Genomic DNA, 12483 nt, shown 5'->3' on the forward strand with positions numbered 1-12483 from the left:
TAATAAATAATGAAAGTTTTTAATATTTATTTGATTGGTGTTGGAGGACAAGGAATAGGATTATTAAGTGAAGTTATAATAAGAGCAGCAGACAAAGCAAATTTAAATGTTAGAGGTGTAGATACACATGGGTTAGCTCAAAGAGGTGGAACAGTCTCATCTAATATACGCATTGGAGATAATGTTAACTCTCCCCTTATAATGAAAGGGAAAGCTGATTTAGTGGTAGCTTTAGAAAGGCATGAAGCTTTAAGAGGAATGAACGAATATTCAAAAGATTCATCAACAGTAATATATTATGATGCAGTTTGGCAGCCACTTGATGTAAGATTAAGAAAAGCAAAAGAAATAGAAAATGAAACTATACAAAAAGCAGCCAAAAATAGAAATATAAATTTAATTAGAGTTTTTCTAAGTGATTTAAAAGATGCAAGAATGCAAAATATGACAGTTTTGGCAACAATAGCAAAAAAAAGACTTATTCCAAATGTAGAAAAAGAATATTTTTTACAAGCAATAAATGACTTGTTATCAGGAAAAGTTTTAGAAAAAAATATAGATCTTTTTGAGAAAGTATATAATTCTTGAAAAATGAGCCCATTTATATGGGCTCAAGTTTTTTATTTATGCTGAAAGAGGTTGTTTTCTTTTTTGGAACATTTCTTTTATTTCTTTATCTAATAATACTTTAATGTAGGTTTCTAATTCCTCGATTGAGTTAAAAGATATAATTTCTTTTTCAGTAATTTTATTATCTAATCCAATCAATTCAACTAAGTATCTATTTTTTTCTGAGTTTAAAATAAAATTTTTAAAATAATGTTTTTTTTCTTCATACCATTTGATCAACTCGTTTGTTTTAATCATATTGTCCCCTCCTATTTGTTTTTTATACCATTTTTATTCTACGATTTTGTATCTTGATTTTATGTTACTACAAAAAAACAACAAATACAATTAAAATATTGTAAATTTTTGGTAACAAAACTACTATATGGTAGAAAATGGTGTATAATATATATAGAAAGCGAGGTGGGATTATGAAAAACATTATTGGGAAAAGGATAGAATATTTGAGAAAGAAAAAAGGTTTATCAAGGGAAAAATTAGGTGGAATAATTGGAATTGCGGGGAATAGTGTGTATAGAATTGAAGCAGGAATGAATTTACCTTCTGCAGAAGTTATAATTGAATTAGCAAAATATTTTGATGTTCCAACTGATTATATTCTTGGTTTTAATAGCGATCCTAATTCGGAAGTTGGTAGTCTTTCTATGAAAAAAATACCTGTATATGAAAAAGTTGCCGCAGGAGTAACGGGAGTAGCAGAGCCTACAGATTATCCTATTGATGAAATATATCTACCTATGGGATCTAAAGGAGAATTTGCTGTGGAAGTTGTTGGGGATAGTATGGAGCCAGAAATAAAAGAAGGAGACTACGTAATTGTAGATCCAAATGCTTATATTGAATCAGGGAATAGAGTGATAGCATTAATAAATAATGGTTCAGATGCCTTAGTAAAAGTATATAGAAAAATTATGGATGGACCTGTAATGTTGTTTAGCTTAAATCAAAAATATGAACCAATTATTTTGACGGATGATCTAAAATGGCAAATTGTTGGTAAAGTTGTTAGTTTATATAGAAGGTATTAGGTGATAAAATGAAAAGAGTTATATTGTCTGGAATATTGATGTCCTTTATTTTTGGGACATCATTCCTTTTTACTAAAAATGCTTTAGATTTTGTTTCTCCATTTGAATTTTTAGCTTTTAGGTTTACAATTGCTTTTATTTCAATGACTATTTTAATGTTTATTGGAGTTTTTAAACTTAAAAAGAAAAATTACTTAAAATTATGGAAAATAGTTATTTTTCAGCCTATTTTATACTTTATTTTTGAGACTACTGGTTTAAACTTGGTACCTTCATCAGAAGCAGGAATAATAATAGCAAGCATTCCTATAATGATAGCTTTTATTGCACCATTTTTTTTAAATGAAAAACCACCAATAAAACATTATATTTATGTTTTTATAAGCTTTTTAGGAGCACTATTAATTATTGGATTTAATTCTTTTAAAGGAAATGTTAAAGGTGATTTATTGATTTTTGGAGCAGTATTATCAGCTACTTTTTATAATATTATCACAAGATTGATGAAAGATGAATTTACACCTTTTGAGATAACATATGCAATGATGATTACTGGAGCACTATTTTTTAATTTGTTTATACCTGATTACTCTTTAATGCTAAATAAAACAGTGTTAACTTCAGCTATTTATTTAGGCTTTTTTTCTTCAGTAATTACATTTTATCTTTTAAATTATATGATAAGTAAAGCATCCCCTATTCAGACATCCATATTTGCAAATTTGACAACAGTCATTTCTGTATTAGCTGGATTTTTATTCAGAAACGAATCTATAAATTGGTATCATATTGTTGGTATGATTTTAATAATTTTTGGAGTTTGGAAAGTAAATATGGAAAAGATAAGAATGTAATTTCTTTATTAATCAAAAAAATGATAATATTACTAAAAAACAACCCCTGCTTTTGCAAGGGTTATTTTAATCTATATTTTTCTAAACCAAGATATAATTCATAAGTTAAATTATACTTATAGGATCATCAGCTATCCATGAAAAAATTATACTATTTTCTAATGAAATTACATCATTATTTAAAGGATATAAGTATTCAATATAAGTATTTGAGTTAGCTTTATAAAACTTATAAATTTTTAAAAGCATATTTTTCCTCATCATAAACTTATTTTCCAATAATTGATGAATTTAAGAAAGGTTTTTCAAAATTAAATAATTTTTTGTTGAATTTTCAGTTTCTATTTTTGTTTTCCAATTTAATTTATATTCAAGTGTGTCATCATCAATATAAATAAATGAAGTTTCATCAATTGGGATCTCATTAGCTTCTGTATTTATCGCTGTAGCATCTGAAAATTTAATGTAAATAGAATTATATAATTTTTCAACTTCTAATTTTAATAAAGGTTCGAAAGATGATAAAGAGTTTCCTAGTGAAACAAAATCAATTTCAAATTCTCCATAGTATATAATCTTTTTTAAAGAAAATATTTCTTCTTAAGCTATTTTTTCAAAAATCCTAAAAACTTTATTCACTAATATTTTTATAATAAAACAAACCTTTCCTGCGAATCAAGCGGAAAGGTTTGTTTTCAATATGAACAACCATAAGTGATTTCGTGTATTATGTTTATAATTTTTTATTTTTCTTCTAAATTATTATTAATAATCTTCAAAATATAAAACTATTTTAATATTATCCATGAACTAAAATCTGTATCTAACTCTTTGGTTGGAGAAATCAATATAGTAACATTCTTAAAGAAAATCTTTGTATTTGGTTCGTAATTTTTTAAATCAAGTTCTAAAAAATTTCCATTAATATTTCTATTTTCAAAAAAACCAATATCAATAATAATGTTTTTTGAATCTACAGCTGGACCGTATAAAAAATCAGGATTTTCAGCATCATCAATTAAATTCATTTTTTCAATATTTATATTATTATCATATTCCAATGAAAGACTTATTCCTATTATATTTTTAATATCCCTACCTGATAAAATTAATTTATTATTTTCGAAATGCATACTAACCATAGCTTTATCTACAGTTTTAAATTTTATTTCTTTTTTTGATTGGTGGTTATTAACATCCTCTGAAATAATTTTTAAAATATACTCTTTGTCTCTTTCTAAATTATATAATACGTACGTTGATTCAGAAGATTCAGAGATTAAATCATCATTTAAATAAACATTTGTATATTTAAGTTCATCATTTTCCGGATCTGTAATAACCCATGAAAATGTAAAATTAAAAGGTATAATAGAATTATTTTCAAGACCATTAATTTTTATTATAGGTGGATTATTGGGTTTGGAATTAGCATCCGTAGTTGTAAAAGACCAAATGGGACTTGAAACTGATCCGGTATTTTTTTTATCGCTAACTTCAATTTTCCAATAATAAGTAGTGCTATAATCCAAATTTTTCATTTGATACTTTGTATCTGTGAAATTAGAAATTATTTTATTTAATGAATTTCGATTTTTTCCAAAATATAATGTGTAATATAATGTGTCGCCATCCTGGTCATCGCTATTCCATTTTAAAATAGGGTTTATTTCGATATTAATAGATTCATCTATAGGATATATATTTACTGGTATAGAAGGAAGGAAATTTATTCTATCACATGATATAAAAATTAATATAGTTGAAAAGAAAGTTAATATCCAAAATTTATATGATTTCATGTTCTCACCACCACATGATATAAAGGAAACTAATTATTTCCATAATAAAATTCAACACCTTTAGTAATTCTTGTATTTTCATTGGTCCAAATTAAAACGAAAATAGAATATTTATGACCAGATATGAAATTAGAAGAATCAATAGAAAAAGAACTTTCACTAGGTCCTAAATTCCATGAGTAAAAAATAGAATCATCAGTGTTATCGTGTAAATGTATATCTATATGATTATCTGCATAATTAATAATATTATCTCCTAAAACCCAAGAAATATCAACATTACTACTTGCAGGAATAGTATCATTATTCAAAGGTGAAATAATAGAAAAATCATTCAAGTCAGAAGTAGGGAAAATATGACCTAAATGATAAGTCCTTTTTTCAGATGAACCATCATTGAAAAATACCGTAAGAGTATAATCTTGATTTTCATAAACAGGTATATCTATATCGCTAATATTAAATTTATAATAATAATCATTTGGATTATCGTTGGTATCATTATCAGTTAGATTAATATTAAATCCTCCTGATTCATTGGAAACTTCGATGTAGTCAATATTTGAATTATCAGAAATATGAGGGTAAAGTTCAATGATAATGTTATTATTTTCAGTATTGGCTGATACAAAAAAGTCTTCTATTATTGATTTTTCCCCGTAATATAAAAAAGTAGATATTCTATATTTATTATCATAATTATTACTTAGCCAAATTTCAACTAGATATCTTTTCCCTTTTTCAAAATTTTCAAAAAAGGTAGATGGAATATTAATTACACCACTATTTGCATCAAAATCCAATTCATTTATAAGAGAAGAACGCTCTTCATCATAAAAAACTATCCAACTATTAGAATAACTATAATTTTCATCTGTTTTTTCAAATTGCAAAATAAAATTTTGATTAATTTGAATAATAGAATCTTCAATATCTGAAGTGATTCGTATAGGTTTACAAGATTCACCTATATATATTTTTCTTTCAATAATTTCTCCATCATTTAAAGTAGCTTTTATAGTATATTCTGTATTAACATAATTTTCAAATAAATTTGGTGGTTCTATGGAATAAAAACCTTCAAATACATTTCCAACATTTTCATTTTTAGTTAATTCAAATAGTACCTCATCATCATTTTTTACTTCTATAGAATTAACTTGATATTCATCCTTTACTTTAACATATCCACCTAAATAAGCATAAAATCCACTTGTTAAGTCAGGCGCAGAATTCAAATGCAATTCTAAATCAATGTGTTCAAATGGGTTTATAATAGGATCATCTTGAATTTCTATCCAATTAGAATAATCAATGTCTACCATTTCAATATTTTCGTTAAGTGCAGTAATATTATTAAATTTTACATTAGTTGTAGCTGCATTTAATTCGTAAATAGGTATTTGAACTATAGTACCTTCGTCAATATCATTAATATTTGATAAATCAATTTCGTATTGTTCTAATTCATTATATCCAGAATATGCAATAATGATTCCATTTTTACCCTCTGCACTTCCGAATTTAATATTTTTATTTTTTTCTAGAATAATATTTAATGCTTTTATGTTAGATAACAAATGACCTTTTAAATATAAAATGTCATCATTTTTATTATATTCAAATGTTATAGCAGGAGTATCAATAGTACTAAAAACTCTTGTAGCAATAGTTGTAGCTGGAATAACATTGGAGTTTACTATATCAGTTGCAATAACTGTTAAAAGATAATTTTTAGGATAGTCAAGATCTAGTGTATATTCTAAAGAAGAAATATTCTCTCCAACTTTTTTATCATTTAAATAGACATCATATACTAAATTGTTTAAATCAGGATCAGTATATTTTAATTTTAAAGTTTTAAATCCTCCATAAATATTATCATTTTGTGAAGGATATAAAATATCTATAACGGGTGGTCTATTTGCTGATTTTCTATAATTTACAGCAAAAACAGCAAAATCAAAAATATTTACTATACCATCTGGATTACTTATACTAAAAATATTTTCAAAAATTCCACTTCCTTTAGATGAAGGGAATATATCATAATCTGGATTATAATTATTATCGGAAACTTTAGTTCTATAATGTGATTTAAAAAAGGCAAAGTCGGTTATATCGACATAGCTATCATGATTAAAATCTCCTAAAAGTTTTTGGGAAGCATCTTCAGAAGATTTAATAGTTGAAGAAATATCAGAAACACCAATAGCTTTTATAATTTTATAATTTGAAGGTAAAGCAAAAAGATTAGTTCCAATTTTTTTAAGTTTTCCAAAGGATATAGAAATAATAGTTGTATTATTAACATAATTAATAATTTTAAAAGGAACATTATTAAATTTGAATTTATTCTTATCGATAACGCCTTCAAAAGTTAATTCTATAGCATATATATCTTTTTTTAAACTAAAATAGGATAAATTATTTTCAATTTTTTGAGAAATAAATTCGTTTTTGAAAAAGATATTACTTTTTAAATCTTTTTTTTCCTTGATTAAACAGGAGTTTAATATTAAAATTAAACCTATAAAGAAAACAAACAAAAATATGCTCTTCTTTTTCATTTTAATCCCTCCTATAAAGTAATATATAATATTAACATTAACCTATTTACCTTTAAAAAAAATTAAAAAATAAATTTATTTTATATTATTTTTTATTTACAAAATTATAACAAATATATATTCGAATTATATCATTTTTTTTCTATTGTGTCAATAAAAAACAAATAAATAATTTCTGTGAATCAAAGGTAGGAAGAACTTGTAAATGACTTGAAAAAGGGTATAAATTAAATAAAGAAATAAGGATTTCAATTTTTAAAATGTGAAGGAAAGGAATGAAAAAATATAAAATTCGTTAATGGTTAATGAAAGACATGGATACACTCTTCCAATATTTCTATTATGAAAAATTTAAAAAAAATAATTGCATAACAAAGGTTATTAAGCAGATAATAGCAGATAATATAGGAAAGTAGCAAAAAAGGTTCAATCTTTGCGATATATTAAAATACATTACTTAGCAACAATAGATGATGTAAAAACAACTACAAGAATGTTAAAAAAAGGGAAAATAAAAAGATATGTAAAAAAACTACAAGAATATTAAAAAATGGTAAAATAAAAATGTGCAAGAAAGAATTATGTATTAGAAACAGAATTAGCGAAAAAATCTATTTTTTCTTTTAATCTATAAGAATCCCTTTTAATAGAAATAATATAAGTTAGAAAAAATGACAATTTATTCCCATTGTTTTCCCATACTTTTAATAATAAGGTATTTTTTGTCTTATTTTTTCAAATTCCATAATTGCAATCTCTGCAAACTCTAGATTTGGCGTTTGATCTATTTAAACATTTAACAATAATTTTCTGTACTTTGATCGACATTTTAAATGTATTCTTAACTATAGTATATACATATCTGAACTTCGATTTTTGGAAAAACTGTTTGAATTGCATCTGCCAAATCTATTAATCTTTCAATAGAAAAATTAAAATATCCTTTATACCTCTTGCTTCAAGTATTTAAAACACACATTTTGAATTTTAAGATTCAGTATTTTCAATATATTACCAATATATCCTTATAAAACATCGAGGTTAATGCGAAATATTGCATACAACTTTTTACTTAATCTTCAACAACACCCCAATCTTTAACACCATTTTTTAATAATATTTTCCAGTTCTCAATCTCTTATTTTATATTTTTTCTTAACTTTTTTTATTTCATCTCTAAATTTTGCTGCATCTTCATATCTTAGTTCAGAAGCTGCTTTAAACATCTCTAATTCTAATAACTGTATATATTCTTGTGGGGTAGTGTTTTCAGCTACCTCAAATATGAACTCTGGCTTTTCAACTTTCTCCATAAATTGTTCAAAAATATTTTTTGGTAACTCCTTTATTATAGATTTAGGTTTTATTCCATTTCTTTCATTATAATCTTTTTGTAATTTTCTCCTTCTATTTGTTTCAAATATAGCATTTTGCATTGCGTTAGTGATTTTATCAGCATAAAGAATTACTTTACCATTTACATTACGAGCTGCTCGTCCAATTGTTTGAATTAAAGTAGTTTCAGATCTTAAAAAACCTTCTCTATCAGAATCCATAATAGCTACTAATGAAACTTCTGGTAGATCTAAACCTTCTCTTAATAAATTAATCCCTATAACAACATCAACATCTCCGCTTCTTAATTTTCTTACAACTTCGGATCTTTCCATTGCATCGAGTTCTGAGTGTAAATATGTAGATTTTATACCTAATAAATTTAAATGATCTGAGAGCATTTCTGCATCCTTTTTTGTTAAAACAACAGCGATAGCTCTTTCGTTTTTTGATATTACAGATCTTAATTCTGATATAAAATCATCAACTTGACCTATAGTTGGTTTTACTACCACTTCAGGATCAATAAGGCCTGTCGGTCTTATAATTTGTTCTACTATTTGTTCAGAATGCTCAAATTCAAAAGGGCCAGGGGTTGCAGAAACAAAAATTGTTTGTCTTATTTTATTTAAAAATTCTTCAAATTTTAGTGGCCTGTTATCAAATGCAGAAGGTAATCTGAAACCATAATCTATTAAATTTTTCTTTCTTGAATGGTCTCCAGCCCACATAGCTCTTAATTGAGGTATAGCAATATGTGATTCATCAATAAATGTAATGAAATCTTCGTCAAAATAATCAAGTAATGTCCAAGGTGGTTCTCCAGGTTTTCTATTATCAAAGTGCCTTGTATAATTTTCTATACCTTTACAATGACCTAATGTTTCAAGCAACTCCATATCCATTAATGTTCTTTGTTTTATTCTTTGAGCTTCGAGTAATTTTCCAATTTTTTGAAATTCTTCTATTCTAATTTCTAATTCTTTCTTTATAGAATCAATAGCTTTTTTTATTTTTTCTTCTGTAGTGACAAATTCATTTGCAGGATAAATGGTTATCTTATCAAAAAAATCTATTTTAGTTCTATTTAATATGTCAAAAGAATAAATTTTTTCAATTTCATCATCAAAAAATTCTACTCTTATTCCAAAGTCTTCATATGGAGGATAAATTTCTAATATATCCCCTTTAAATCTAAAAACTCCACCTGAATGTTTGTCTTCTGAACGTGTATATAGCATTTTTGCTAATGATTCTAATATATGTCTTCTATTGTAATTATTTCCAACTTCTAATTTTAAATTTATTAAAGCGAAGTCTTCGGGATTTCCAGAAGCATATATAGTAGAAACGCTTGCAACTACTATTACATCTCTTCTAGTCAAGACAGATTTAAGAGTAGATAGTCGCATTTTTTGTAATACTTCATTTATACTTGCATCTTTTTCAATATATATATCTCTTCCTGGTAAATATGCTTCAGGTTGATAATAATCATAATAACTGATAAAAAATTCAACTTTATTTTCTGGGAAAAAATCTTTAAACTCTCTATATAATTGAACAGCTAATATTTTATTTGGAGATAAGATCAACGTAGGTTTATTTAATTTTTCAATTACATTTGCCATAGTAAAGGTTTTTCCAGATCCAGTAACGCCTAATAAAGTTTGAAATCTATATTTTTTTTCTATACCTTGAATCAATTTTTCAATGGCATCTGGCTGATCACCTTGTGGTTTATATTTTGAATGTAGTTTAAATCGGTTCATAAAATCACCTCTATTTGGTTTCTAATTTTAATCTTGCATATACAGGAATACCATTTAAAAATGGAGGATAATATTCGCCTTCAATTAAAGGTAAAGCATATTCAATAAATTTTTCATTCACAAACATGCCATCATCAGTTATATATTCATCAGGAATTAATTTTGTTTCATTAGCTACGTCATCAAGGGAAATCAATTTAGTACTACTTATATATGGAGAGTTCATAATTCTTTCTATACCAACCATATATCCACTATGTCCTTCAATTGCATATTTAACAGCCATTGCTCCAACTTTAATAGCTTCATTTACATCAACTTGACTAGAAATATGTCTTCCACTTCTTTGAAGATAATCAGGTACAGCGTAATGTGTTTTTATGTTTAACTGATTTTTAATCATATTTGCTAAAGTTGAACCAATTCCACCAAGTTGGACATTTCCAAAATTATCTTGATAGCCTCTTGCAGCAACGAAAGTACCATCTTCATATTTAATTCCTTCTGAAGCAGCTATCGAACAATATCCATATTTATTTATAGATTGTATTACTTTTTCAAAGAATTTTTTTTCATTAAAAGGTTTTTCTGGCATTAATATAATATGTGGGCCATCATTTTCATACCTTTTTGCTAAAACTGTGGAAGCTGCAACCCATCCAGCATGTCTTCCCATGGTTTCAAGAATAAATACCTTAGTTGAATCAGCAGCCATGCTTTTTACATCTAAAGTTCCTTCTAACATAGCAACAGATAAATATTTTGCTATAGAACCAAACCCTGGAGTATGATCAGTTTCCGGTAAATCATTATCTACTGTTTTTGGAATTCCGATAACTCTTAAATCATATCCAATTTTTTGAGCATATTTGTGAATTTTATTTGCAGTATCCATGGAGTCGTTACCACCATTATAGAAGAAATAATGAATTTCATATTTTTTGAGTATTTCAAATATTTTTACTAGTTCTTCTTCTGTTTTTATTTTTCTCCTACAAGATCCAAAAGCACTTGATGGTGTGAATTTTAATAATTCAATTTGATCTGGATCTTCATTTTTCATATTCACTAATTTTTCATTAAAAACACCATTAATGCCATTAATAGCAACATAAATATTATCAATCTCTTTTGAATTTAAAATAGTTTTTATTACGCCGTAAGCTGAAGCATTTATTACGCTTGTTACACCACCAGATTGAGCATATAAAGCATTTTTCATATTTATCCCTCCAAATAAAATAGTCTTGCACGAGGCAAGACTATTTTAACATATTAATACTTCTAAAATTTAAAGATTTAAATATGTTATCTTAAATAAATAGTGCAAATATTTTAAATATTATATATGATACTATTGCAGCAGCTGGAACTGTTAAAAACCATGAAAGAAAAATATCTTTTATAACTCCTAAATTAATAGAACCAGTGCCTCTAGCTAATCCATTACCAATAACAGAACCTACCACAGTATGAGTCGTTGAAATTGGCATCCCCATATTTGAAGCTAAGAAAACAGTTGTAGCAGTTGAAAAATCTATAGCGAATCCTCTAGAGTTATTTAATTCTGTTATTTCAGTACCGACAGTTTTCATAACTCTGCTACCCCAGACAGCGACACCAATAGCTATTCCTAAACCACCTAAAGCTAATATATATCTTGGAATTTCTGCTTTAGCTCCTACAGTTCCTGTAACTACTGCTGCGTATATAGCAGCTACTGGACCTATAGCATTTGCAACATCATTAGCTCCATGAGCTAATGCAACATAACATGAAGTGATAACTTGAGATTTTCTAAATATTTCCTCAACATAAACATAAGGATCATCAGATACGCTTTTTAATTTCATAATAATATATAACATTATTATGAGAGATATTAATATTCCAAATAAAATAGCATAAATAATAGCTTTAAACGTAATAGGCATATGTAAAGTTTTTACAATAAATGAAAGACCTATAATAAAGGCAGCTAATCCTAAAAAGAAAGGTATCCAAATTTTAGAATTCTTTTTGATATCTTTGCTGTGAAGTATTGTTGCAGAAATAGCTTTAAACATAACATAGGAAACGGCCAAACCAACTAAAGGTGATATAATCCAGCTTAATGTAATGGTTACTATTTTTGACCAATTTATTACTGTTAAACCACCTGCAGCTAAACCATATCCTACCATACCACCAACAATTGAATGAGTAGTAGATACTGGCCATGATTTATAAGTAGCAATAGCTAACCATATAGTGGCTCCAATCAATGCTGCCATAGAACCCCAAATAACCAATTTAGGGTCTGCTAAAATATCTAGATGAAGGATTCCTTTTCTGATAGTATCAGTTACTTGTTTTCCAAAAAAAGTAGCACCTACAAATTCTAAAACACCAGCAATAACAACTGCTTGTTTTGGAGTAATTGCCTTAGCACCTACAGCTGTAGCCATAGAATTAGCAACATCATTAGCCCCAATTGCTAAAGCCATACCAAA

General features: G+C 26.4%; 10 protein-coding genes. 3 read left to right on the plus strand and 7 right to left on the minus strand.

Annotated elements, in window-relative coordinates; genetic code table 11:
* Positions 1-30 precede the first annotated feature (30 nt).
* On the plus strand, positions 31-588 hold the full coding sequence (locus ACYQ44_RS05710) for a 2-oxoacid:acceptor oxidoreductase family protein (RefSeq protein WP_459995883.1): 558 nt from the start codon (positions 31-33) through the stop codon (positions 586-588).
* A gap of 36 nt (positions 589-624) precedes the next feature.
* Here the strand turns inward: ACYQ44_RS05710 and ACYQ44_RS05715 are convergent, their stop codons facing one another.
* Positions 625-867: a hypothetical protein gene (locus ACYQ44_RS05715; protein WP_459995885.1), complete on the minus strand. Its 243-nt coding sequence runs from the start codon at positions 865-867 to the stop codon at positions 625-627.
* A 173-nt stretch (positions 868-1040) separates the two neighbouring features.
* Between ACYQ44_RS05715 and ACYQ44_RS05720 the strand changes: the two genes are divergently transcribed.
* Both ACYQ44_RS05720 and ACYQ44_RS05725 read left to right on the plus strand, forming a co-directional pair.
* Positions 1041-1658: a LexA family protein gene (locus ACYQ44_RS05720; protein ID WP_459995886.1), complete on the plus strand. Its 618-nt coding sequence runs from the start codon at positions 1041-1043 to the stop codon at positions 1656-1658.
* Positions 1659-1666: 8 nt separating this feature from the next.
* Entirely contained in the window at positions 1667-2512 is an 846-nt protein-coding gene (locus ACYQ44_RS05725) for a DMT family transporter (RefSeq protein WP_459995887.1), read from the plus strand.
* Between the two features lie 105 nt (positions 2513-2617).
* Here ACYQ44_RS05725 and ACYQ44_RS05730 read toward each other — a convergent pair whose 3' ends face one another.
* The 6 genes from ACYQ44_RS05730 to ACYQ44_RS05755 all read right to left on the minus strand — a co-directional run bounded on the left by ACYQ44_RS05730 (position 2618) and on the right by ACYQ44_RS05755 (position 12477).
* On the minus strand, positions 2618-2761 hold the full coding sequence (locus ACYQ44_RS05730; protein WP_459995888.1) for a hypothetical protein: 144 nt from the start codon (positions 2759-2761) through the stop codon (positions 2618-2620).
* A gap of 539 nt (positions 2762-3300) precedes the next feature.
* The gene (locus tag ACYQ44_RS05735) at positions 3301-4314 is read right to left on the minus strand and encodes a fibronectin type III domain-containing protein (protein ID WP_459995890.1); all 1014 of its coding nucleotides are present in this window, start codon (positions 4312-4314) and stop codon (positions 3301-3303) included.
* Positions 4315-4343: 29 nt separating this feature from the next.
* Positions 4344-6884 (minus strand): hypothetical protein, encoded by a 2541-nt coding sequence (locus ACYQ44_RS05740; RefSeq protein WP_459995892.1) that lies wholly within the window; start codon positions 6882-6884, stop codon positions 4344-4346.
* 1130 nt (positions 6885-8014) lie between these two features.
* Positions 8015-9991 carry an excinuclease ABC subunit UvrB gene (uvrB, locus tag ACYQ44_RS05745; RefSeq protein WP_459995894.1) on the minus strand — a complete coding sequence of 659 codons (1977 nt, stop codon included), beginning with the start codon at positions 9989-9991 and terminating at the stop codon, positions 8015-8017.
* A gap of 10 nt (positions 9992-10001) precedes the next feature.
* On the minus strand, positions 10002-11213 hold the full coding sequence (locus ACYQ44_RS05750; protein ID WP_459995896.1) for a 6-phosphofructokinase: 1212 nt from the start codon (positions 11211-11213) through the stop codon (positions 10002-10004).
* Between the two features lie 91 nt (positions 11214-11304).
* Complete coding sequence (locus ACYQ44_RS05755; protein ID WP_459995944.1) at positions 11305-12477, minus strand: inorganic phosphate transporter; 1173 nt, start codon at positions 12475-12477, stop codon at positions 11305-11307.
* Positions 12478-12483 lie beyond the last annotated feature (6 nt).

This window comes from Marinitoga arctica, assembly GCF_054657315.1.